At 69.9% G+C, this 21,632-nt stretch carries 22 protein-coding genes and 2 pseudogenes; 11 read left to right on the top strand and 13 right to left on the bottom strand.

Annotation, left to right across the window (positions count from 1 at the left end):
* Positions 1-83: 83 nt before the first annotated feature.
* The 4 genes from ACZ4WS_RS26560 to ACZ4WS_RS26545 all read right to left on the bottom strand — a co-directional run bounded on the left by ACZ4WS_RS26560 (position 84) and on the right by ACZ4WS_RS26545 (position 3,255).
* A complete protein-coding gene (locus ACZ4WS_RS26560; protein WP_467984081.1) occupies positions 84-1,292 on the bottom strand; it encodes an SPFH domain-containing protein in 1,209 nt (402 codons plus the stop codon).
* 11 nt (positions 1,293-1,303) lie between these two features.
* A complete protein-coding gene (locus ACZ4WS_RS26555; RefSeq protein ID WP_467984079.1) occupies positions 1,304-1,555 on the bottom strand; it encodes a hypothetical protein in 252 nt (83 codons plus the stop codon).
* A 107-nt stretch (positions 1,556-1,662) separates the two neighbouring features.
* Positions 1,663-2,544 carry a hypothetical protein gene (locus ACZ4WS_RS26550; RefSeq protein WP_467984077.1) on the bottom strand — a complete coding sequence of 294 codons (882 nt, stop codon included), beginning with the start codon at positions 2,542-2,544 and terminating at the stop codon, positions 1,663-1,665.
* 300 nt (positions 2,545-2,844) lie between these two features.
* The gene (locus ACZ4WS_RS26545; protein ID WP_467984075.1) at positions 2,845-3,255 is read right to left on the bottom strand and encodes a Fur family transcriptional regulator; all 411 of its coding nucleotides are present in this window, start codon (positions 3,253-3,255) and stop codon (positions 2,845-2,847) included.
* A gap of 195 nt (positions 3,256-3,450) precedes the next feature.
* On the opposite strand from ACZ4WS_RS26545, the pseudogene ACZ4WS_RS26540 reads away from it, so the two are divergent.
* Together ACZ4WS_RS26540 and katG are read left to right on the top strand one after the other, a co-directional pair.
* Positions 3,451-3,665: pseudogene (locus ACZ4WS_RS26540) on the top strand (hypothetical protein).
* 80 nt (positions 3,666-3,745) lie between these two features.
* A complete protein-coding gene (katG, locus tag ACZ4WS_RS26535; protein WP_467984074.1) occupies positions 3,746-5,977 on the top strand; it encodes a catalase/peroxidase HPI in 2,232 nt (743 codons plus the stop codon).
* A 183-nt stretch (positions 5,978-6,160) separates the two neighbouring features.
* On the opposite strand, the gene ACZ4WS_RS26530 is transcribed toward katG, so the two are convergent.
* Positions 6,161-6,397 (bottom strand): chaplin, encoded by a 237-nt coding sequence (locus ACZ4WS_RS26530; protein WP_467984072.1) that lies wholly within the window; start codon positions 6,395-6,397, stop codon positions 6,161-6,163.
* A gap of 218 nt (positions 6,398-6,615) precedes the next feature.
* Here ACZ4WS_RS26530 and ACZ4WS_RS26525 point away from each other — a divergent pair, with 218 nt between their 5' ends.
* On the top strand, positions 6,616-6,822 hold the full coding sequence (locus ACZ4WS_RS26525; RefSeq protein ID WP_467984070.1) for a hypothetical protein: 207 nt from the start codon (positions 6,616-6,618) through the stop codon (positions 6,820-6,822).
* An 86-nt stretch (positions 6,823-6,908) separates the two neighbouring features.
* On the opposite strand, the gene ACZ4WS_RS26520 is transcribed toward ACZ4WS_RS26525, so the two are convergent.
* Complete coding sequence (locus ACZ4WS_RS26520) at positions 6,909-7,559, bottom strand: DUF4360 domain-containing protein (protein ID WP_467984068.1); 651 nt, start codon at positions 7,557-7,559, stop codon at positions 6,909-6,911.
* 399 nt (positions 7,560-7,958) lie between these two features.
* Here ACZ4WS_RS26520 and ACZ4WS_RS26515 point away from each other — a divergent pair, with 399 nt between their 5' ends.
* Positions 7,959-8,642: an SAM-dependent methyltransferase gene (locus tag ACZ4WS_RS26515; protein ID WP_467984066.1), complete on the top strand. Its 684-nt coding sequence runs from the start codon at positions 7,959-7,961 to the stop codon at positions 8,640-8,642.
* Positions 8,643-8,742: 100 nt separating this feature from the next.
* Complete coding sequence (locus ACZ4WS_RS26510; protein WP_467984065.1) at positions 8,743-9,243, top strand: hypothetical protein; 501 nt, start codon at positions 8,743-8,745, stop codon at positions 9,241-9,243.
* Positions 9,244-9,319: 76 nt separating this feature from the next.
* Here the strand turns inward: ACZ4WS_RS26510 and ACZ4WS_RS26505 are convergent, their stop codons facing one another.
* The 3 genes from ACZ4WS_RS26505 to ACZ4WS_RS26495 form a co-directional block, all read right to left on the bottom strand.
* Positions 9,320-9,838: a hypothetical protein gene (locus ACZ4WS_RS26505; protein ID WP_467984063.1), complete on the bottom strand. Its 519-nt coding sequence runs from the start codon at positions 9,836-9,838 to the stop codon at positions 9,320-9,322.
* Positions 9,839-10,027: 189 nt separating this feature from the next.
* On the bottom strand, positions 10,028-10,462 hold the full coding sequence (locus tag ACZ4WS_RS26500) for a DUF6624 domain-containing protein (RefSeq protein WP_467984496.1): 435 nt from the start codon (positions 10,460-10,462) through the stop codon (positions 10,028-10,030).
* A gap of 134 nt (positions 10,463-10,596) precedes the next feature.
* A complete protein-coding gene (locus tag ACZ4WS_RS26495) occupies positions 10,597-11,007 on the bottom strand; it encodes an ATP-binding protein (RefSeq protein WP_467984061.1) in 411 nt (136 codons plus the stop codon).
* Here ACZ4WS_RS26495 and ACZ4WS_RS26490 point away from each other — a divergent pair.
* The 3 genes and pseudogenes from ACZ4WS_RS26490 to ACZ4WS_RS26480 form a co-directional block, all read left to right on the top strand.
* A pseudogene (locus ACZ4WS_RS26490) lies at positions 10,973-11,143 on the top strand (DUF397 domain-containing protein); the annotation flags it as partial. The gene ACZ4WS_RS26495 and the pseudogene ACZ4WS_RS26490 sit on opposite strands and share 35 nt — an antisense overlap.
* Positions 11,144-11,282: 139 nt before the next feature.
* Complete coding sequence (locus ACZ4WS_RS26485) at positions 11,283-11,774, top strand: hypothetical protein (protein ID WP_467984059.1); 492 nt, start codon at positions 11,283-11,285, stop codon at positions 11,772-11,774.
* 40 nt (positions 11,775-11,814) lie between these two features.
* Positions 11,815-12,624 (top strand): SAM-dependent methyltransferase, encoded by an 810-nt coding sequence (locus tag ACZ4WS_RS26480; protein ID WP_467984057.1) that lies wholly within the window; start codon positions 11,815-11,817, stop codon positions 12,622-12,624.
* Positions 12,625-12,659: 35 nt separating this feature from the next.
* Here the strand turns inward: ACZ4WS_RS26480 and ACZ4WS_RS26475 are convergent, their stop codons facing one another.
* From ACZ4WS_RS26475 to ACZ4WS_RS26460, 4 genes are all read right to left on the bottom strand, one after another.
* A complete protein-coding gene (locus ACZ4WS_RS26475) occupies positions 12,660-14,057 on the bottom strand; it encodes an FAD-binding oxidoreductase (protein ID WP_467984056.1) in 1,398 nt (465 codons plus the stop codon).
* A 156-nt stretch (positions 14,058-14,213) separates the two neighbouring features.
* Entirely contained in the window at positions 14,214-16,817 is a 2,604-nt protein-coding gene (locus tag ACZ4WS_RS26470; protein ID WP_467984054.1) for a helix-turn-helix transcriptional regulator, read from the bottom strand.
* A 46-nt stretch (positions 16,818-16,863) separates the two neighbouring features.
* Positions 16,864-17,433: a hypothetical protein gene (locus ACZ4WS_RS26465; RefSeq protein WP_467984052.1), complete on the bottom strand. Its 570-nt coding sequence runs from the start codon at positions 17,431-17,433 to the stop codon at positions 16,864-16,866.
* An 82-nt stretch (positions 17,434-17,515) separates the two neighbouring features.
* A complete protein-coding gene (locus tag ACZ4WS_RS26460; protein ID WP_467984050.1) occupies positions 17,516-18,037 on the bottom strand; it encodes a pep a2 in 522 nt (173 codons plus the stop codon).
* Positions 18,038-18,342: 305 nt separating this feature from the next.
* Between ACZ4WS_RS26460 and ACZ4WS_RS26455 the strand changes: the two genes are divergently transcribed.
* The 3 genes from ACZ4WS_RS26455 to ACZ4WS_RS26445 form a co-directional block, all read left to right on the top strand.
* Positions 18,343-18,609 carry a DUF5133 domain-containing protein gene (locus ACZ4WS_RS26455; RefSeq protein ID WP_467984494.1) on the top strand — a complete coding sequence of 89 codons (267 nt, stop codon included), beginning with the start codon at positions 18,343-18,345 and terminating at the stop codon, positions 18,607-18,609.
* Between the two features lie 76 nt (positions 18,610-18,685).
* On the top strand, positions 18,686-20,680 hold the full coding sequence (locus tag ACZ4WS_RS26450) for an alpha-1,4-glucan--maltose-1-phosphate maltosyltransferase (RefSeq protein ID WP_467984048.1): 1,995 nt from the start codon (positions 18,686-18,688) through the stop codon (positions 20,678-20,680).
* Positions 20,677-21,632: alpha-amylase family glycosyl hydrolase (locus ACZ4WS_RS26445; protein ID WP_467984046.1), on the top strand; the 956-nt coding region annotated here is incomplete at its 3' end. The genes ACZ4WS_RS26450 and ACZ4WS_RS26445, both read left to right, overlap by 4 nt.

Here is a 21,632-nt window from a genome sequence, read left to right as displayed (position 1 = left end):
TCACGCCGCGGTGACACATGTTGCAGGACGCGGACGTCAGGGCAGGCCGTCCAGCGCGGGCGGCTGGACGGCCTGCCCGATGTTCAGTCGAGGTCGACGCGGCCGGCCTTCGGCTCGTCCTCGTCGGTCTCCTTGGTCTCCTTTTCCGGCGTACGCACGTACCCCTGCAACTCCAGCAGGCCGCCCTTCTTCTCGGGGCTGCCGTCCGAGTTCTGCCCGTTCAGGTTCTGCCGGACCGAATCCAGGATCGTCAGACCCTGGGCGACCAGACCGGCGGCGATCTCGCCCAGGCCGTCCGCGCCGTTCAGGACGTTGACATTGGCGCCGGCGAGGCCACCCGCGGCCTCCTTCACGATCAGCGGGAGCTGGTCGATCAGCATCCGGTCGAGTGCGACCCGGTCGTGCGAGGCCGCGGCCGCCGCCTGGATCCTCATGCGATCCGCCTCGGCGACGGCGAGCACCTTGATCCGCTCGGCCTCCGCCTCGGCGGGCTTCACGATCTCGGCGACCAGCTGCTGCTGGCGCAACTTGGCCGCACGCTGGGCCAGTTCAGTCTGCGCGGCGAGCACCTCCTGCTGCGCGTGGGCCTGCGCCAGCGGTCCGGCCTGGGCGGCCTGCGCCTGCGCGCGGTCCACCTCGGCCGAGTACTCCGCCTTCACGATCGCGGTCTGCCGGGCGTACTCGGCCTGGTTGCGCGCGGCCACCTGCTCCGCCTCGACCGAGGCCTGGGTGGCCTGGGCCTGCGCGATCTGGGCCTGCCGCTGGATGGCCGCCTTGTGCGGGGCCGACATGGCGTCGATGTAGCCGACGTCGCCGTCGTCGATCGACTGGATCTGCAGCGAGTCCACGATCAGGCCGATCTTCGCCATCTCGGTCTTCGAGGTGTCCAGGACCTCCGCGGCGAGCTTCTGCCGCTCGGTGACGATCTCCTCGACCGTCATCGAGCCGATGATGGCGCGCAGATGACCGGCGAAGATCCGCCCGGTCAGCACCGACATCTGATCCTGGTCGGAAAGGAACCGCTGCCCCGCGTTGATGATGCTCTCGGTGTCGTTGCCGACCTTGAACGCGATGACTGCGCGGACGTGCAGCGCGATGCCCTGCTTGGTCACACAGGTCTCGGTGACCTCGGCCTCGCACATCGACAGCGTGAGGAAGCGGGTCTTGCGGAAGACGGGGAGCACGAACTTGCCGTGCCCCGTCACCACTCGGAACGGCGCGCCCCCCAGTCCCCGCCTGCCACCCGAGATCAACATCGCCTCATCGGGAGCGGGAACGCGGTAACCGAACATCCTTGTACTCCTTAACCGGCGTCGGCGGTAATCCCGCCCAACGCGTCCAACGGATCGGTCCACTCGATGACGTCGACCTCGCGACATCCCCGGGATTCGATCACAAGCACAGTGGCCCCTATCGGCAGGGGCTCCTGCGACCAGGCGAGGAACGTCTCGGATCCGCCTCTTACCCGCACGAGGATCTCGCCGGGACCGGCTGCTCCGCGCGTGCCGACAAGCAGCTCCCCCGTGCAGCCGATCACGGCCTCGTCCTGCACCACTGTCGGCCGCCCCCAATCGTTGTGGTTCTCCTTACGACCTTAGACCCACCCACGTCAGGCGCCTACGCCTCTGTCGATCCCCCGTGCCGTGCCGGGGGTGCGCACGCTCAGCTCCTGGTCAACCGGTAGGTCTTGCTGTCGGTCAGGACACAGAAGCCCGGCGACACGACGATCACACGCAGGGTTCCGGTGCGCCGGTCGTAGTCGATGCCCTCGGCCTCGAAGGTGCCGGAGCAGGAGCTGCGCAGCGGGAGCTGGCGCAAGGCCGTGACGTGGCCGGACACGTCCGCCGTGCCGTTCGGCTCTCCGGACAGGTCGATCTGGAGCAGCGGCTTGGTGATGCCGAAGAGCGTGCCGGCCGGGTCGTCGGACGAGCACAGCAGCTGTGTCGCGGTGACGAAGTCGCAGCCCTGTACGTCGCGTACGGCGTGGTCGAGGTTGATGGTGGACGCCTGCGGGAGGTTCGCCGACGGCGAGGTGCTGGTGTTCACCCCGGGGGTCGGGAAGACCAGCAGCCGGTTCATCGTGCCGTACTCGCCCGACACCATCCACGTACGGCCCGGAGTGATCGTGACGAAGGAGTTGTTCAGCGCTTCTCCGGCGCTCAGCGCGTGGACGTACTCCGACCAGCCGCCGCCCGGCGCCTGTACGCGGAACATCTTGGAGCTGCCCGAGTCGCTCTGGTATGGCTCGATGTAATAGCCGTCGTAGGAGGCGTCCGGGTCGCCGACGTGGTTCCAGCCGCGGCCGCTGACGCCGGAGGGGATCGTGCCGATCCCGGTGTAGCGGTTCGGACTTCCGGCCGGGACCTCGACCGAGGTCAGGCCCTGGCTCTCGGTGAGCGGATCGGCGCGGTCGGAGCCCACCTCGTTCCAGGTGTCGGCGGCCGCGGCGGGCGCGGTGGCGGAGACGGACAGGACCGCGGCCGTGGCGAGCGTGACGAGACCGGCCAGGAGCGCATGACAACGTTGCCAGGCGGGGATGCGCATGAGAGTGGACTCCTCGGTGGGGGGTGCGGTGGCGCGTTCGGCGCACAGTCTGACCCCTACCGATGGTCATGTACAGACCAATGAATGGACGTCGGCCGTCAACTCGCCGTCCAGAAAACACCAGTTGCCCCTGCGGCCCCCCGCACCCCTGTGACCGCGCCTAGCGCCGCGTCAGGCAACGTTTGCCCTGTCGTGACATGACGCGCCGCCCGGATCCTGTCCCGGGCAGCACGCGGCCGTCAGGCTGTGCGGGTGCGACATCGTGGGACAACCTGGCGGGCTGGCGAAGCGGAGATGAGCCTAGGCGCAGGATGGGCACAGCCCGCGGTAGGTGACCTCGGCCTCGGACACCGCGAAGCCGAACCGCTCCTCCGCCGGGAGGTCGGCCAGCGGATTGCCGGTCGGGTGGACATCCCGGATGGTGCCGCAGTTGGAGCACACCAGGTGCTGGTGCGGGTGGTGTGCGTTGGGGTCGTAGCGCTTGGCGCGGCCGTCGGTGGAGACCTCTATGACCTCACCGAGGGAGACCAGCTCGCCCAGGGCGTTGTAGACGGTCGCCCGGGAGATCTCGGGCAGCCGCTGTGCCGCGCGGGCGTGCACCTCGTCGGCTGTGAGATGCACGTGCTCGCCGTCGAGGACCTCCGCAACGACACGCCGCTGGGAGGTCATGCGCCAGCCGCGCCCTCGCAGTCGCTCCAGCAGGTCACTCATATCGGTTCACCTATTCACGTTCGGTGGGATACCCGGAGTTTACCGGTGGATGTCCGGGTTCCGATTGGATGCGGGCTTGGCGCGCTTCTTGACTTGGACTCTGTCCATCGTAGGATCAGTTCTGGCGATAGCCAAGAGACAAGAAGACTCCAGTACGGCAGGAGACAGAGACGTGACGGGACCACCGCCGAGACGCTGCGCGGTGCCGGCCTGTGGGTGACGGCCACCCGCGTCGCGCTCCTCGAGTCGTGCGTGAGGCCATCCACGCGGCCACCGCGACGGGACTCGTACGCCGTATCGAACCGGCCCCCTGCCCGACCGTGTCCGACGACCACGGCTTCTCGACCGACGAGGCCGAGGTCCTCCACCGGGGCCTGTGCCCCGACCGTTCCACCGCCCGCAGTTCTTGAGCACCGACAGCCCCGACTGTTCCACCGCCACCGCCCGCAGTTCCTGAGCACCATGATCCGCCCCGTCCGGAAGGATTCCCATGTCTGACAACCAAGATGCAAACGTCGTAGACGCGAAAGCGGAGGGCGGAGGTGGCTGCCCCGTCGCGCACGGGCGCGCCGCGCACCCGACGCAGGGCGGCGGAAACCGCCAGTGGTGGCCGGAGCGGCTGAACCTGAAGATCCTCGCCAAGAACCCCGCCGTGGCCAACCCCCTCGGTGAGGACTTCGACTACGCCGCGGCGTTCAAGACCCTCGACCTCCCGGCCGTCAAGCAGGACATCGCCGAGGTGCTCACGACCTCGCAGGACTGGTGGCCCGCCGACTTCGGCCACTACGGCCCGTTCATGATCCGGATGGCCTGGCACAGCGCGGGCACCTACCGCATCAGCGACGGCCGCGGCGGTGGCGGCGCCGGTCAGCAGCGCTTCGCCCCCCTCAACAGCTGGCCGGACAACGGCAACCTCGACAAGGCCCGCCGTCTGCTGTGGCCGGTCAAGAAGAAGTACGGCCAGAGCCTCTCCTGGGCCGACCTCATGATCCTCGCCGGCAACGTCGCCCTGGAGTCGATGGGCTTCGAGACCTTCGGCTTCGGCGGCGGGCGCCCGGACGTCTGGGAGCCCGACGAGGACGTCTACTGGGGTCCCGAGAAGGTCTGGCTCGACGACGAGCGCTACACCGGCGACCGTGAGCTGGAGAACCCTCTCGGCGCGGTCCAGATGGGCCTCATCTACGTCAACCCGGAGGGCCCGAACGGCAACCCGGACCCGCTCGCCGCGGCCCGCGACATCCGTGAGACGTTCCGCCGGATGGCGATGAACGACGAGGAGACCGTCGCCCTCATCGCGGGCGGCCACACCTTCGGCAAGACCCACGGCGCGGGCCCGGCGGACCACGTCGGCGCCGAGCCCGAGGCCGCTTCGATCGAGCAGCAGGGCCTCGGCTGGAAGAGCACCTACGGCACCGGCAAGGGTGGCGACGCGATCACCAGTGGCCTCGAGGTCACGTGGACCAGCACGCCGACCCAGTGGAGCAACGGCTTCTTCCAGAACCTGTTCGGTTACGAGTGGGAGCTGACGTCGAGCCCCGCCGGCGCACACCAGTGGGTGGCGAAGGACGGTGCCGGTGCGGGCACCATCCCCGACGCCCACGACGCGTCGAAGAGCAAGGCCCCGACGATGCTGACGACCGACCTCTCGCTCCGGTTCGACCCGGCCTACGAGCAGATCTCGCGCCGCTTCTTCGAGAACCCCGACCAGTTCGCCGACGCCTTCGCCCGCGCGTGGTTCAAGCTGACCCACCGCGACATGGGCCCGGTCGTGCGCTACCTCGGCCCCGAGGTCCCGTCCGAGACGCTGCTGTGGCAGGACCCGCTCCCCGCGGTGACGCACGAGCTCATCTCGGCCGAGGACATCGCCTCTCTCAAGAGCCAGGTCCTCGCCTCGGACCTGTCGGTGTCCCAGCTGGTGTCCGTCGCGTGGGCGTCGGCCTCGTCCTTCCGCGGCAGCGACAAGCGCGGCGGCGCCAACGGTGCGCGCATCCGCCTCCAGCCGCAGAGCGGCTGGGAGGTCAACGAGCCCGACCGGCTGGCCACGGTGCTGCGCACCCTGGAGGGCATCCAGGAGTCCTTCAACGCCGCCCAGACCGGCGGCAAGCAGGTCTCGCTCGCCGACCTGATCGTGCTCGCCGGTGCTGCCGCCGTCGAGCAGGCCGCCAAGGACGCCGGTTTCGCCGTCGAGGTCCCCTTCACGCCGGGCCGCGTGGACGCCTCGCAGGAGCAGACCGACGTGGAGTCGTTCGCCGCGCTCGAGCCGACCGCCGACGGGTTCCGCAACTACCTCGGGAAGGGCAACCGGCTGCCGGCCGAGTACCTGCTGCTCGACAAGGCGAACCTGCTGAACCTGAGCGCCCCCGAGCTGACGGTCCTCGTCGGTGGCCTCCGCGTCCTGGGCGCGAACTACCAGCAGTCGTCGCTCGGCGTCCTCACCACGACCCCCGGGTCGCTGACCAACGACTTCTTCGCCAACCTGCTCGACCTGGGCACGACGTGGTCGGCGACGTCCGAGGACCAGAACACGTTCGAGGGTCGCGACGACGCCACGGGCAAGGTCAAGTGGACCGGCACCCGTGCCGACCTCGTCTTCGGCTCGAACTCCGAGCTGCGCGCGCTCGCGGAGGTCTACGCGAGCGATGACGCGAAGGAGAAGTTCGTGAACGACTTCGTCGCGGCGTGGGTCAAGGTGTCGAACCTCGACCGGTTCGACCTCGTCTGAGTCGAGATCCTTCTCGTCCGACTCGTCTGATCATGGCGTCCAGGTCGGCCCGCGCGGGCCGACCTGGACGTTCTCGTGGTGGCGTTCTCGAGCCGGAGACGGCTGATCCGGACCTCACGGCCCGGATCAGCCGTGCCCTCGGACGAACCGCTCACCGGGTACGACGAGCGAATCGCCGACCGGTCAATCGCTCACGCACATGTTGCCGACGGCCGGGTTCAGCAGGCCCACCAGGTCGATGGAATTGCCGCAGAGGTTGAGACCGACGTCGACGGGGATCTGGATGACATTGCCGGACAGGACGCCGGGACTGTTCTCGGCGACGCCGATCGGTTCGGGGTCCGCGGCGGCGGCGACCCCCGCGCCGGCCACAACGGCCACGCTCGCCAGTCCGGCGGCGACCATCAGGCGGATACGCATAGCAAGCTCCCATCATTCGCACGGTTGCGAGTGCCTCCACCATCGCCTCCGTGGCCGAAGGCCGACATTTCTGTGCGCCCGAACGGGGCCCTTCGCCGAGCGGCGCATCGCTGAGCTGCAAGTCTGTGGCGTATGCGTCGCGCGGGCTGTGGGGAATGCCCGTAGCGTGGACGGTACGAGGTCCGTCCACGGACGTGCGTCTGGAGCAAGGAGAGACCATGCCAATAAGTCAGCCCGATTCACCCTCTCCGTCCGATGACACGACAACCCCCGACGCCCTGCTGCACACCGGCGCCGGCGGCGCGGTGACCGCCGAGGATCTGGTGCTCGTCACGGGTCGTGACATCACTCCCCGGAGCCTGGCCTGGGCCGAGCGCAAGCTGGCCGAAGAGGGGCCCGCCGCACTCGACAAGCTGCTTCCGTAGCGCCGTTCCCTTCCGTATGGCCCCGTCCCCGACCGGCTCCGGTGCGGCAGAGCCGGTCAGGGCGAGCTCAGCTCCCGCGGTGCGGGTCAGGAGCTGGGGCACTCCTTCCAGGCCAGGTGGTAGACGGTACTGATGTCACCGTCCGTCGAGTCCATGGTCATGAAGCTCGTGCTGCCGGGAGCGGAGGTGCCGGCACTGACGCGCAGTTCGGTGTTGATGTTGAAGTTGCGTTCGACGCCGCAGGGGGCCCAGACCAGTTGGGCCCAGTCCGTGCTGTCCGTGGCCTGCCAGTTGTCGTTGTAGGGGCCGCGGAAGGGGTGGGTGATGGCGGCCGTGTTCGGGGAGCCCTGGAAGTAGTACGAGGCCTTCTCCGTGCTGCTCGCCCCCGACTGGAGTGCGGCGAAGCCGCGGTAGTCCGCGCTGGCGATGGCGTAGGTGAAGCCCTGGGGGACGTGGACGATCAGGTTGAGCTGGCAGTTCTTGCGGAACGCGGTGGGGTCGGAGTTGCCTCCGACCTGGGCGAGGTAGTCGCTGTAGGTCACCGTGAAGGCCGTGTTGTCCGGTGAGACGGCGACCGCGGCTGTCCCCTGGGGACAGCCGGAGCCGTTCACCGTGGCGACCTTGATGATGATCTTGTCCGGGGGCGGGTCGACGAACCCGGAGGACGGGTCCTGCGCCGGGAACGCTGAGGCGAACAGGGCGGCGATCGCGCCACCCAGAAGCAGCCCACCAGCCATGGTGCTCCAATCTGTTGCGTTGGTGTTCCGGCGGCACGGGAGGCGCGCCGCCGTGAAATGGGGGGTGCGGCTCCCGCGTACGCGAGGGCCGTCGCAGACCAGTGCGTTGGATCAAGCATGGATCGTTGGATCATGCGCATGACAATCGCCTGCGCACAGCCCGGCCTGTGAGATGACTATGAAGGAACTGTGAAGACCGGGAGTGAGCGCATCGTATGTACGCCCGCCGACAGCAGCCAGGGCGATCTCCGGCCATTCACCGTCGGTATCCGACGCTTGGCGTGTGGCCAAACCTCCTACCTCGACAGGGAGTTGAGGTGACCGAGCCGGGCATGACCTGAGCGGCCTCGTCCAAGTTGATGTTCGCCCGTCGAACAACGCTGCGCAGGAGGCGCTCTCGTGTCGGACCCCGACGCCCAACTCGTTGCCGCCGCCGAGATACGTGCCCGGATCGACACCAGCAAGCCCCACTCCGCGCGCTTTTGGAACTCCTTCGTCGGCGACAAGGACAACTACGAGGTCGCCCAGCGCCTGGCACCGGACGCCCGGATCGTGTACGTCGACAACGACCCCCTGGTGCTCGCGCACGCCCGCGCCCTACTCACGAGCACGCCCGAGGGCGAGACCGCGCATCTCGACGCAAACCTGTATGACCCCGACGCCATCCTCAAGGCCGCCGAGGACACGCTCGACTTCTCCCGGCCGGTCGCGCTGATGATCCTCCACACGCTCGGCCATGTCGCCGAATACGACCAGGCGCGTGCCCTGGTGTCCCGGCTCCTGGACGCGCTCGCGCCGGGCAGCCACCTCGTCATCAGCGACGGCACCGCCACCAGCGAGAGCGTGGTCGCGGCGTCGGATGCCTACAACTCCAGCGGGGCCGTGCCGTATTACGTGCGCAGCGTCGAGGAGATCGGTGGCTTCTTCGACGGTCTCGAGCTGGCGGAGCCCGGCATCGTCCAGGTCACGGAGTGGCGTCCGGAACCCGGCCGTTCATCGGGCACCTCCGTCGACGCCTACGGCGGGGTGGGCCGCAAACGGTCGCGATCCGGCCATACGGTGGCGGCGCGAGAAGCAGGGTGACCCCGCGAATCGCCCGCCGCCTCATCGCGCCCTCCGCGCCCCTGCGACACTGAACCGCATGGATCCTCTACACCTGAGAGCCGGTCGCCGTCGCATATGGATGAGCAGCGGAGTCTGCCTCCTCGTGCTCGGGCCGATCGGCTATTTCCTGGGTGGCTGGATTCCTGTCGCGCTCCTGGTCGTTGCCCTCGTCGCGGCTACGTCGATCTCGCACTGGCGGGCCCCTTCGTGGCTCGGGCCCGCGATCGCGAAGGGCCAGCGGGAGAGCCGCCGGGACGTGGCGACCTTCTGCGTGGTCATCGCCGTCAGCGGCTACGCCCAGCCCTTGGGACTGCCCGCCGCTTCCTCCAGGGACATGGCGGCCCTGCGCCTTGAGGCGTACCGGGCCGCGGCGGACGACGATCTGTCCGAGGACCTCCGGGGCCTTGCGGCCGACGCGCTCGCCGCCGCCGACCAGGCGTACGCCGAGGACACCCCGGCGGGCTGGCGGGCGGCGCGCGCGAGTGCGGAGCGCCTGGCGCATGCCGCACAGGAGGGCAACCCGTATGTGCGCCATCTCCTCATCCAGTGGGTCGAGGGAAACCCGGCCGGCGAACGCTAGCGAACGACCGCGACGACCGCACCCAACGCCTCGACCGACGCCCTGCGGAGGATCAGCACAGCGGCCCCGGCGCGGCTCAGGACCCCGTTTCCTTCCTGAGGAAGTTGCTCACCTGGCAGGCGAGGCTGTCCCTGGCCGTGCCGCCACGGGTGCCCGCGTCGACGGATGCCTCGTCCAGGTCGACGCCGCCCGCCCAGAGATACCGCTCGGTCCACTCGTCGTCGACCTTCAGCTGGATCTGGATGTCCACCCGGGGCAGACAGGCGTCGGAGCCCGCGGCGTACAGGACGGCTGTGGCCCGGCGCAGGGGGTAGACGTCGTAGCCCTCGATGAACTGTGAGTTCCGCCAGTCGAGGAACGCGCTCTCGCCGTCGGCACCGATGCGGATATCGATGTGGCCGTCTTCGAGATGGATACCGAAGCTGTCACTCGAGCGGTTTTCGACGGTCACCCGAAATCTGAAGTAGGTGAGTCCCTCGGCGGCGTCGTCGCGCCCGCGCGGCGGCTCCGCCTTTTCCACACCCTGGACGCGGACACGCAGGCCGGCATGCTCGTCGTACTCCTGCCAGTCCCCGACCACGTTCGGCTCGCGCACAGTCCACCTCTCCACCTCAGAGAGCTGTTTCCTATCTGTGCCCTCAACGAAGTGTCAAATGAGCGGAACGCACCGTGGCCAGGGATTTCCCTTTGCTTGATCGGCGATCAAGCCGTGCCCAGCCAGAACCTTTCCCCGGGGGTCGCGACGGCATTTCCGCGCGTGCTGCACATCACGTTCCGCCACGCCTCACAGGCCGTCGCGCAGTGCCCGCATCTGCTCGTCGAGCGGGCCCAGGCCGACGTCGCGGCGGCGTTCGTCGAGAGTGCGGGGACAGCGGATCGGGTACGGGCGGAGGGTCACGGGATTGACGCGGGTGCCGTAGAACTGCGGCCGCCCCTGCTCGACGGCGCAGTGGTCGGCGATATAGGCGTGGTGGAGGGCGGGGCAGCGCCCGTCCGCCGCGGCCTGGGCGATCAGGTCGCGGCAGGTGAGCTGGAAGCCGAGGTCCGAGGCGTGCAGAAGGATCATCAGGGCGGCCGTCGAGGCGGGTGCCCCGACGAGCTCGGCGGTCGGCCAGCCGTGCCGGCGCACGATCGCCCCGAGGGCTTCCGCGTTGGCTCCGCGGCACTCGGCGATCGCGCCTCGCCACTGCGGGGTGGGGTTCCCGTGCGCCTGCCGCATCAGGCGCCGCTCCTCGTCCGCTCTGCGCACCAGCTCCCCGGCGAGCGCGGCCGCGAGCGCCGGGATCACCCGCCGCGCGGCCGGGGCCTCGGGCCGTGCCTCGCCGCCGACCGAGTGGTGCCTTGAAGATCCCTTCACGGCATCCCCTGAACCGAAAGCGTGAACCACACCCGCTTGCCCGTGGTGCCCGGGTCGGCCGGTGCGCTGCCCCAGTCGTCGGTCAGCGCGGCGACGATGGCCAGTCCGCGTCCCGACTCCTCGGCTCCGTCCGCCGTACGCAACCGCGGCAGGGCGGGCGAGTGGTCGGCGACCGTCACGCGCAGGGCGCACCCGGTGCACTCGACGGTGACCGTGATCGGGTCACCGGGGTCGGGGCTGCCGTGCTTGACCGCGTTGGCGAACAGCTCGCCCGTCGCGAGGACCGCGATGTCGAGGTGCTCGGGCGGCAGCCGCAGGTCGGTGAGGTGCTCGGCGACCATGGCCCGTACGCCACCCGCGCGCGACGGGTGAGCGGGGACCGTCGTCCGCAGCTGTGTCGAGGCCAAGCGACTGCCCGACGGAAGCGTCGCCTTCCGTCAGTCCAGGGATCCCGAGGGGCCCGCACTGGTCTACTCCCGGGACGAGATCGTCTCGTTCCTCGAGGGCGCCAAGTCCGGGCAGGCCGACTTCCTGATCGCCTGAGGCCCCACCACTACGCCCGCACAACCGGACAACCCGCACGCCCACTCCCGCCGTGCGGGTTGTCCGCTCACACTGCAGGAGTCGGTCGTCCCGGAGGGAGCGGTATGCGCACTGGTCGCCCTCGCCCCGAGGTGCGGGGATGTTCCTCCACCACGCGCTCGCACAGTGCCGGACGCTGGTCGTCGAGGGCCCCGACGGCATCAGCCGGAGCGGCCTGATCTCCGAGCTGACCCACCACGGATTCATGATTCGGCGCTCACCCGGGCAGCTTCACCACGTGGACCCGATCCGTCCCTACCGCGAACTCCTCGCCGCACCGGGGCGATTGGCCGTCGACGGCAGCGTCCTCCACGAGCTCGTCTACGGGCCACCGCGCCGCGGGCGCTCCCGGGTGACCTGGATCCAGGCGCCCGACTTCGCCGAGGCGGTCGCCGAACGCGACGGCGCCCTCGTGCACGTGACGGGCGAGACGGACGACACCGAGGCGGTCGGTGCGTACGAGCGGGCGCTGCGCACCCTGGCCCAGCACGTCCCCCTCGTGACCTTCGACGCCGGAGAACTGGGCCATCCGATCCGTGGGCCCGCCTCCTCTCACCTCAACTCAGGCTCCACCCACAGAAGTTGTCGATAGGTTAGTGACAGACCGCGGCACGTACGGCAGGAGACATCCCATGGCAGACGACCGGCCGACCCCCGACCAAGAGGCGTTGTCCAAGATCGACACCACGGTGCCGCACTCGGCTCGCATCTGGAACTACTGGATGGGCGGGAAGGACAACTACGAGGTCGACCGGGAGGCGGGCGACGCCTACCGCGAAGTCGCCCCGAACATCGAGACCATGGCCCGCGCCTCCCGTGGCTATCTGATCCGCACCGTGACCTTCGTGGCCGGCGAACTCGGCATCCGCCAGTTCCTCGACATCGGCACCGGCCTGCCCACGTACGACAACACCCACCAGGTCGCCCAGCGCGTGGCACCCGAGTCGCGCATCGTCTACGTCGACAACGACCCCCTGGTGCTACGCCACGCCCAGGCGCTGCTGACCAGCACTCCCGAGGGCGTCACCGACTACATCGACGCGGACCTGCACGAGCCCGAGAAGATCATCGAGGCGGCGAGCCGCATCCTGGACTTCGACCGGCCCGTCGCCCTGATGCTCATGGGCATCCTCGGTCACATCCAGGACTACGAGGAGGCCAAGTCGATCGTCAGCCGCCTCCAGGCCGCCCTCCCCTCCGGCAGCTACTTCGTGCACTACGACAGCATGGACACCGACGCCGCGCTCAAGGAGGCCCAGCAGGGCTACGACGACACGGGCGCGATCCCTTACGTGCTGCGCAGCCCTGCCCAGATCACCGCTTACTACGAGGGCCTCCAACTGGTCGAACCCGGCATCGTGTCCTGCCCGCTGTGGCGCCCGGAGCCCGGTACCTCGCCCGAACCCACGGACGTCCACGGGGGCGTGGCCCTCAAGCCGTGATCAGAAGCGCGATCAGGACCGCCATCGGACCGTGATCAGACCTGTAGCGCCGGTTCGATGTTCTGGTTGAGGCGGAACAGGTTGCCCGGGTCGCGGTCGGCCTTGATACGGGCCAGGCGCGCGTAGTTGTCGCGATAGCTGGCCCGTACGCGCTCCTGGCCCTCGTCCATCATCATGTTGACGTAGGCCCCGCCCGCGGAGAACGGGTGCAGTGCGTCGGAGTAGTCGACGCTCCACCGCTTGATGAGATCGGCGTTGGCCGGGTCGGCGTCCACACCCGCGAAGACGGAGGCCCAGCGGGCGTCGCGGTAGCTCCACGCGGTGTCCGTCGGGGCGTGGTCGTGGACGGCGCCGTCGATGGGGTACAGGTGCATCGTCGACTTCCAGGTCGGCAGTTCGGCACCGAACTTGGCGTGCTGCTCGACGGCGTCGCCGGGGATCTCGTTGACGAAGTCCGCGCGCCAGTACCACTGTTCGCCGGGCGGGTAGATCCCGTCGAACGCGGACTGGATCGCGGGGTGCGGCATCGGCGCGGGACCGTGCAGCAGTGGCGCGGGCACGGCGTCGAGGAGAGGCGCCATCTCCCTGGCCGCCGCGTCCGTGTCGTCCCCGACGCGGCACCACACGATGCCGCAGACCTTGCGCAGATGGATCTCCTCCGGGAACGGCGGCCCTGGCGGGACGGAGCCGAACAGGAAGAAGGCGCCCAGCTCGCGGGGCGCGTGGGGGATGAAGTCGCGGTAGGCGGTGAGGACTTCGGCGCCGAGCTCGACGGGCCAGAAGGTGGGGCCCGCGACGACCGTGCTCACCTCGTGCAGCCGGAAGAGGAACGAGGTGACGACTCCGAAGTTGCCGCCGCCCCCGCGGATCGCCCAGTACAGGTCGGAGTTCTCGTCGGCGCTCGCGCGCACGTGCTCGCCGCTCGCCAGAACGAGGTCGGCCTCCAGGAGATTGTCGATGGTCAGCCCGCACTTGCGGCTGAGGTGGCCCAGGCCGCCACCGAGCGTGATCCCTCCGACGCCCGTCGTGGAGATGATGCCGCTGGGTGTGGCCAGACCGTGCACGTTGGTGGCCCGGTCGACCTCGCCCCAGACGCAGCCTCCGCCGACGCGCACCGTGCGGGCCTTCGGGTCGACCTCGATGTCCTTCAGCGGGGAGAGGTCGAGAACGACGCCGTCGTCGCAGGTCCCCAGGCCCGCTCCGTGATGGCCGCCGCCGCGCACCGCGAGCGGGAGGCCGTGGTCACGGGCGAAGCCGACGACCTGGGAGACGTCCTCGGTGCCGGTGCAGCGCGCCACCAGGGCGGGCCGCCGGTCGATCATCGCGTTGTACACGGTACGGGCCTCGTCGTACCGGGAGTCGTCCGGGCCGATCAACTGGCCCTTGAATCCCGCCAGTTCCTGGCGTGCCGCCTGTGCCGGTGTGATGGGCATGTGTGTGCATCCCCCGTGTCCGGGGACCGGTTCCGGGGTCCCCTGTCCGGGTCCCCTGCTCCAGTCTCCCTCTGATGGGTCCGATGTGCCCGTTCTAGTCCGGTTCCCGGTACGCAGACATCCGTGCCCGCCACCCAGCTCGCTCCCGGCGGCTACCTAGCTTTCACCGGCGGGCAGCATGCCCAGTTCCACGGCCCGGGCGGCGGCCTGGCGTCGGCTGCGGACGCCGAGCTTGTCCAGTACGGCGGCGACGTGGTTGTCGACCGTGCGCACCGACACCACCAGCTTGTCGGCGATCTCGGGGTTGGTGAGCCCCTCCGCGAGCAGCCGCATGACCTGCAGCTGACGCTCGGTGAGGCCGGCGGGATTCTCCCGTGTCGCCGCGAGCGGGCCCCGCGGGATCCGGCGTATCCCGAGCGCGCGCAGCTCCCCGCGGACCAGGCGGGCGAGCGGCTCCGCGCCGAGCGTGTCCAGAGCGGTGAGCGCGGTGAGCTTGTCGTCGGGGTGCGGGCTCTCGGCGAGGGCGGCGGCATGCTCGTACGGACACCCGGCCGCCTGCCAGACCTGTGCCGCCTCGCGCCAGTGCCCCGCGGTCTGGAGGGCGTACGGGTGCGGCGAACCGTCCGGCGCCAAAACCGGATGTCCGGCCTTGCCGAGCCAGTAGCCGAGCTCCGCCCGGTGCGGCACGGCGGCCAGCCGGACGGCCTCGGCGAACACCGGCCCCGCGGCCGCGGCCACCGCGGAGTGATCACCTCGCAGCCAGGCCGCCTCGGCCCGGGCGGCCGCGACCGGCCCGGTGCGCTGGAGTTCGCTGCTGCGCTCCGCGATCTCCCAGGCTTGTGCGAGCAGTTCGTCCCCGCCGCCGCTGCCGCGGCGCACCCGGACCCGGGCCAGCACGGTCAGCGCGGGGCAGCACGCGGGCACGAAGTCGTGCGCGCCGAGCTCGGCGTACTTCTCGGCGTCGTCCCAGGCCCCGGCGGCCAGTTGGCGCAGCGCCATCTCGACGTTGAGGTAGCTGAGGAAGCCGAGGTGCTCCGCCCGGTCCGCCAGTTCCATGGCGGGTGCCAGGAAGCGGTCGGCCTCGGCGTACTCGAGGTTTTCGAGCAGGGCCCAGATGATGTTGGCGTAGGCCCGGCAGGCGTGCTCGACCTCGCCCGCCCCCAGGGCGACCTTGAGGCTCTCCTCCACCTGGGCCCGGCCCAGCGGGTCCCCGGACCGCCAGCGGGCGGAGCCGACGTTGTTCAGGGCGTGGGCGAGGATCTCCATGTCGCCCGCCCGGCGGGCCAGGCCGATGGCGCGCTCGCCGAGGGTGATCGCCTGCGCGTTGCGGTCGGAGAGCATGTGCAGCTGGGAGGTGTTGCTCAGGGCGAGCGCGAGCAGCCGGTCGTCGCCCGCCTTCTCCAGTACGGCGATGGCCTCGCGCGCGGCTTTCCGTGCCTCCTCGGCGTCACCGGCCCACCAGTGGATGCGGGACAGCCAGCGCAGATCGGCGCCGAGCGCCCGCGCGTCCCCGAGGGACCGGCGCAGCGCGACCGCCTCCCGCTCGGCGTCGACGGCCGCCCCGGAGTCCGCGATGGTGTAGCTCTCCACCGCGTACCGCTCAAGGAGGTCGGCCAGCGCGGTCGGCTCAAGGCGCTGCCGCTCCCGTAGCACGAGCCGCAGGTGGGCGGCGGCTTCGCGGTGGGCGCCCGCGCGAGAGGCGTCGCGGGCGGCGTCCGGGCCGTAGCGCGCGATCGCCGCATGGTCGCCCGCCTCGGCCGCGTGATGGACGATCCGGGAGGCGTCCGCCCCAGGCGTCGCGACGAGCGCGGCGAGCACGTCCCGGTTCAGTTCGATCCGCCGGGCGGCGGGCAGCGAGTCGGCGATGGCGCGGCGGATCAACTCGTGCCGGAAACCGGCCCGTTCGGGGGTGACGACCAGCAGTCCGCGCTGCTCGGCGGCCGTCAACGCGGCCATCCCTTGCCTCAACAGCGCGTTGACCAGCGGGCGTTCCACCGCGGACGGCACCACGGCCAGCTGCTCCAACGCATCACGGGTGCCGTCGTCGAGCCCTCGCAGACGCGCCAGTACGGCGTCCACGACCGTCGGCGGCACACCACCGGTGCCCCCGGCCGCCACCACTTCGGCGACGAAGAACGGATTGCCCGACGTCACCTCGTACACCTGCGCCGGATCGAGTCGGCTGGCCGCGCTCAGCCGGCGTACGGCCTCCGGGGAGAGCCGCGACAGCGGCAGGCGGTGGACGCGCTCCGCACGGGACACCTGGCCGAGCAGATGGCGCAGCGGATGCTCGCGGCCCAACTCGTCGTCCCGGTACGTCAGGACCAGCACGGCCGGGAGCCGCTCCACCCTGCGGACGAGAAAGCGCAGGGCGTCGAGCGATGCCTCGTCCGCCCAGTGCACGTCCTCGACGACGAGTACCACAGGGTGCGGCGGCCTTCTCAGCTCGGCCCGCAGGGCGTCGTACACCCGATGGCGGTCACCACCCTCGGTGAGCGCCCGTGCCAGTTCCGGTCCGACGCTGCCGACGAGGTCGCGAAAGGGCCCGAGCGGCCGTCGTGTCGCCAGGTCGTCGCACTCCCCCAGCAGCACGCGCGCCCCGGCAGGCAGCACCTTCGGCAGCGCCTTCACCAGGCTGGACTTGCCGATACCGGCCTCTCCCAGGACGAGCACCACGGATCCGGCGCCGTCGACCGCTTCCCGCGCGGCGGCAGCCAGTTGAGCGAGCTCGTGGTCGCGTTCGAGGATCCCCCGATCCACGGCGCCATTGTGGCACGCACCGCGCCGCCCGGCGGGGCGCGCGAACTCACCGTTGCGCGGCGGGCCGATGGGGCCGGGACAGCAGGACGAGGCTGCGTGCCTCGACACGGACGTCGGTGTCGGCCTTGCGTTCCGACTCGCCGGGGAGGCCCCGGGGATCCGCGGTGTCGATCCGCGCCGTCCACCGCTCGCCGTAGGCGGCGTCCGGCAGCAGCCACATCAGGTCGGGCCGTGGCTGGTGTTCGGGCGTCGGGGTGCCGCCGAGGAAGAAGCGGCGACGGCGCAGGACGGGGTGGGCGGCATGCAGCGCGATGGCACGCCGGGTGAACTCCGCGAGCTCGCGCTGTTCGTCGCTCAACTGCCAGTCGGTCCAGGAGACTTCGTTGTCCTGGCAGTAGGCGTTGTTGTTGCCCCGCTGGGTGCGGCCCAGTTCGTGGAGACAGCAGTGCCACACGAAGCCGTCGACCTCGGTGAGCGTGACCGTACGAGAGTCGCCGAACGCGTCGATCAGAACGAGATCGACGCGTTCGGCGACTTCGGAGAACGGGGCGAAGTTGGCCCCTTCGCCGTCGAATGCCGCGCCCAGTGGAGAGGGGCGCCCGGTCCAGGTACGCACGTGATCACCGTATGGCGATCACGGCCCTGGTGTCGTCACGAGCTCACCCCGCGGTGATCACGGACGCGATGTCGTCACGAGCTCACCCCGCGCCGATCACAGACAGGATGCCGTCACGGGATCCGGCAACCGCCGGCTCCGGCAGCGGCAGCGGCAGCGGGCGGGGCATCCGGCGCGCCTCCCGCAGGCTGGGCATGGGCGTGGCCGGGACCAGCGGGGCACGTTCGGCGGCGCGGGCCCGCCACGAGAACCAGATGATCTTGCCGCCGGCGCCTGTGGCGCAGCAGCCCCAGCCGTCACTCAGCGCGGCGATCTGCGCGAGGCAGCCCTGCGGCGCGTTGTGCGGGCGGATGTCCTGGTTGTTGTCCGAGATGGCGGTGATGAGGTGTTGACCGTTCCACCACATCTCGATGGTCGTGTTCTTGTCCGCAGCGTGCTCCTCGATCGTATGGAGCAGCGCTTCGGCGCAGTGACAGACGGACTCGACGAGAATCTCCAGGTTCCAGTACCGGAGGTGCGCGGCCAGAATGCGCCTGACCTGTCCGACCCGTACCGGGCTGACCTCGACGTCGAGGTGGTAGTAGCAGGGCACTGCAGCTTTCATCGTCGTTGGCTCCTCACCGGCGAAGCTCCTGCTTCTCCTCGCCCCAATGGGCCGAGCCCCGAACACGAAGCGTGAGCGCTGATCGCTTCTGAGTCAGTGCAAGCGTGACGGCGCTACTCCATTCGTGCAACACGAGAGCGCCACCAAACGTGGTTGAAGACCCAACAAGACGCTCGGTGTCGGTACGGGCACCATGGGTGAGGGCTCCGATCTCCGTAACGGATCGGTTCCCCTGCGTGCACGGTCTTCACTCGCCATCCAGGCGAGCCGTGCGCGGTCGAGAGAGTGGGAAGGTGACCAGCGTGATGCTGCTGCCTGCCAAAGCCGAGGTCGCCAGGCATCTGGAGCGCTTCCGAGCCTGGGAACGCCTGCTGCTCGCGGCCCCCGCCGATCACGTAGTGCGGGGCAACTTCGAGAACACGGGGTACACCCTGTGCGTCCTGATGGGGAAGCGCTGCGCGCGGGAGGCCGCCGACGCCGCCGAGCACTATCTGCGCGCCACCCCGCCGGTCGCCAGGGCACAAGCGGCCCGGGGCCGCGGACCGGGCCGCACGATAGGCAGGTGTCCCTGAGTCCCCCCGCGCGTCGGGACGTTGCGACGCGAATCTGAACCGCAGGTTGGGCTCGAGGACGGCGGAGGCGAAACGCATGGACGCACACTTGGACACCGCAAACCCGGACACCGGCCGCATCCCGATCGTGGATGTCGGCCCGGTCGTCGAGTGCGGCAGGCGCCCGGCGAAGGCGGTACGCGGGGAGACCTTCCAGGTCACCGCCACCGTCTTCGGCGAGGGCCAGGACGCCGTCGCCGCCCATGTCGTCCTGCGTGACCCCGGCGGCCGCACCGGCCCGTGGACCCCGATGCGCGAACTCGCCCCCGGCAGCGACCGATGGGGCGCTGACGTCACTCCGGAAGAAGTGGGCCACTGGACGTACCTGGTGGAGGCATGGAGCGACCCCCTGACCGCGTGGCGCCGCTCCGCCGAGATCAAGGTCCCGGCCGGTATCGACCTCGGTCTGATCCTGGAGGAGGGCGCCGCGCTGTACGAGCGGGCCGCCGCCGGCGTTCCGGAGGTGGCGGGCCAGGACACGCTGGTGGCCGCCGCGAGCGGCCTGCGCGACGAGTCCCGGCCACCGGCCGCCCGTCTCGCGGGCGCCCTGACCCCGGAGGTGGAGGCCGTTCTCGCGGAGCACCCGCTGCGTGAACGGGTCACCCGCTCCCTGCCGTTGCCGCTCCTCGTGGAACGGGAACGGGCGCTGTACGGCGCCTGGTACGAGTTCTTCCCGCGCTCCGAGGGCACGCCCGAGCGGCCGCACGGCACCTTCCGCACGGCCGCCGAACGCCTGCCCGCCATCGCGGAGATGGGCTTCGACGTCGTCTATCTGCCCCCGATCCACCCCATCGGCACGACGTTCCGCAAGGGCCCCAACAACAGCCTTTCGGCCAGCCGTCTGGACGTCGGTGTGCCCTGGGCGATCGGCTCCCCCGAGGGCGGCCACGACGCGGTCCACCCGGACCTGGGCACGATCGACGACTTCGACGCGTTCGTACGCCGGGCGGCGGACCTGGGCCTCGAAGTCGCCCTCGACTTCGCGCTCCAGTGCTCCCCCGACCACCCGTGGGTGCAGAAGCACCCCGAGTGGTTCCACCACCGGCTCGACGGCTCGATCGCGTACGCCGAGAACCCGCCGAAGAAGTACCAGGACATCTACCCGATCGCCTTCGACGAGGACATGCCGGGGCTGATCGCCGAGACCGTACGGCTGCTGCGTTTCTGGATGGACCATGGCGTACGGATCTTCCGCGTCGACAACCCGCACACCAAGCCGGTGATCTTCTGGGAGCGGGTCATCGCGGACGTCAACCGCACCGACCCCGACGTGATCTTCCTGGCGGAGGCGTTCACCCGGCCCGCGATCATGCGCCGGCTCGCCACGGTCGGCTTCCAGCAGTCGTACACCTATTTCACCTGGCGCAACACCAAGGAGGAGCTGACCGAGTACCTCACCGAACTCTCCGGTGAGACAGCCGCGTTCATGCGCCCCAACTTCTTCGTCAACACCCCCGACATCCTGCCCGGCTACCTCCAGCAGGGCGGCCGGCCTGCCTTCGAAGTGCGGGCCGTGCTCGCCGCGACCCTCTCACCTGCGTGGGGGATGTACGCCGGATACGAGCTGTGCGAAAACCTTCCGGCCAAGGAGGGCAGCGAGGAGTATCTGGACTCCGAGAAGTACCAAGTGCGGCCGCGAGACTGGGAATCCGCCGAGCATGCGGGCGCGACGATCGCACCGCTGGTCACGGAGCTGAACCGGATCAGGCGGCGCCACAAGGCCCTGCACGAGCTCAGAAACCTCCACTTCCACCAGGCCGACAACGACGCCCTGATCGTGTACAGCAAGCGCACGGGCGACGACACGGTCGTGGTGGTGGCGAACCTCGACCCCCACCACACCCAGGAGGCCACGGTCTCGTTGGACATGCCGCGACTCGGCCTGGACCGGGACGGACGCGTGCCGGTGCGCGACGAGCTCACCGGCGAGACCTACAACTGGGGCGGGACCAACTTTGTGCGCCTGGGGCCGGGCGGTGCGCATGTGCTCGCCGTCGGTCCCTCACCGCGGATCGGAGGGTCACCCGCATGATGGTCAACGAGCCCGTCCCGGACACGTTCGAGGACACCCCGGCCAAGGACCGCGATCCGGAATGGTTCAAACGCGCCGTCTTCTACGAGGTCCTGGTCCGCTCCTTCCAGGACAGTGACGGCGACGGTGTCGGCGACCTCAAGGGTCTGACCGCGCGGCTGGACTACCTGCAATGGCTGGGCGTCGACTGCCTGTGGCTGCCCCCGTTCTTCAAGTCCCCGCTGCGGGACGGCGGGTACGACGTGTCCGACTACACCGCCGTACTGCCGGAGTTCGGTGACCTCGCCGACTTCGTCGAGTTCGTGGACGCCGCCCACCATCGCGGCATGCGCATGATCATCGACTTCGTCATGAACCACACCAGCGACCAGCACCCGTGGTTCCAGGAGTCGCGCGCCAACCCCGAAGGACCCTACGGCGACTACTACGTCTGGGCCGACGACGACAAGCAGTTCCCGGACGCCCGGATCATCTTCGTCGACACCGAGGCCTCCAACTGGACCTTCGACCCGGTCCGCAAGCAGTACTACTGGCACCGCTTCTTCTCCCACCAGCCGGACCTCAACTACGAGAACCCACGGGTCCAGGAGGAGATCCTGGCGGCACTCCGCTTCTGGCTCGATCTGGGCATCGACGGGTTCCGCCTCGACGCCGTGCCGTACCTCTACCAGGTCGAGGGCACGAACTGCGAGAACCTCCCCGCCACCCATGAGTTCCTGAAGCGGGTCCGGACCGAGATCGACGTCCTGTATCCCGACACGGTGCTGCTCGCCGAGGCGAACCAGTGGCCGGAGGACGTCGTCGACTACTTCGGCGACTTCCCGTCGGGAGGCGACGAGTGCCACATGGCGTTCCATTTCCCGGTCATGCCGCGGATCTTCATGGCGGTACGGCGGGAATCCCGCTACCCGGTCTCGGAAATCCTCGCCAAGACCCCGGCGATCCCGTCCGG

The organism is Streptomyces sp. NPDC029292, assembly GCF_055569295.1.
Note: the sequence above shows the minus strand (reverse complement) of the source record. Positions and strands in the feature narration are given on the sequence as shown.

What these genes read in the sequence shown, in the direction of transcription:
- ACZ4WS_RS26560 (WP_467984081.1), bottom strand. Translation starts at nt 1,292, where the DNA reads ATGTTCGGTTACCGCGTTCCCGCTCCCGATGAGGCGATGTTGATCTCG.
- ACZ4WS_RS26550 (WP_467984077.1), bottom strand. Translation starts at nt 2,544, where the DNA reads ATGCGCATCCCCGCCTGGCAACGTTGTCATGCGCTCCTGGCCGGTCTC.
- ACZ4WS_RS26545 (WP_467984075.1), bottom strand. Translation starts at nt 3,255, where the DNA reads ATGAGTGACCTGCTGGAGCGACTGCGAGGGCGCGGCTGGCGCATGACC.
- katG (WP_467984074.1), top strand. Translation starts at nt 3,746, where the DNA reads ATGTCTGACAACCAAGATGCAAACGTCGTAGACGCGAAAGCGGAGGGC.
- ACZ4WS_RS26530 (WP_467984072.1), bottom strand. Translation starts at nt 6,397, where the DNA reads ATGCGTATCCGCCTGATGGTCGCCGCCGGACTGGCGAGCGTGGCCGTT.
- ACZ4WS_RS26525 (WP_467984070.1), top strand. Translation starts at nt 6,616, where the DNA reads ATGCCAATAAGTCAGCCCGATTCACCCTCTCCGTCCGATGACACGACA.
- ACZ4WS_RS26520 (WP_467984068.1), bottom strand. Translation starts at nt 7,559, where the DNA reads ATGGCTGGTGGGCTGCTTCTGGGTGGCGCGATCGCCGCCCTGTTCGCC.
- ACZ4WS_RS26510 (WP_467984065.1), top strand. Translation starts at nt 8,743, where the DNA reads ATGAGCAGCGGAGTCTGCCTCCTCGTGCTCGGGCCGATCGGCTATTTC.
- ACZ4WS_RS26500 (WP_467984496.1), bottom strand. Translation starts at nt 10,462, where the DNA reads ATGCGGCAGGCGCACGGGAACCCCACCCCGCAGTGGCGAGGCGCGATC.
- ACZ4WS_RS26485 (WP_467984059.1), top strand. Translation starts at nt 11,283, where the DNA reads ATGTTCCTCCACCACGCGCTCGCACAGTGCCGGACGCTGGTCGTCGAG.
- ACZ4WS_RS26480 (WP_467984057.1), top strand. Translation starts at nt 11,815, where the DNA reads ATGGCAGACGACCGGCCGACCCCCGACCAAGAGGCGTTGTCCAAGATC.
- ACZ4WS_RS26475 (WP_467984056.1), bottom strand. Translation starts at nt 14,057, where the DNA reads ATGCCCATCACACCGGCACAGGCGGCACGCCAGGAACTGGCGGGATTC.
- ACZ4WS_RS26460 (WP_467984050.1), bottom strand. Translation starts at nt 18,037, where the DNA reads ATGAAAGCTGCAGTGCCCTGCTACTACCACCTCGACGTCGAGGTCAGC.
- ACZ4WS_RS26455 (WP_467984494.1), top strand. Translation starts at nt 18,343, where the DNA reads ATGCTGCTGCCTGCCAAAGCCGAGGTCGCCAGGCATCTGGAGCGCTTC.
- ACZ4WS_RS26450 (WP_467984048.1), top strand. Translation starts at nt 18,686, where the DNA reads ATGGACGCACACTTGGACACCGCAAACCCGGACACCGGCCGCATCCCG.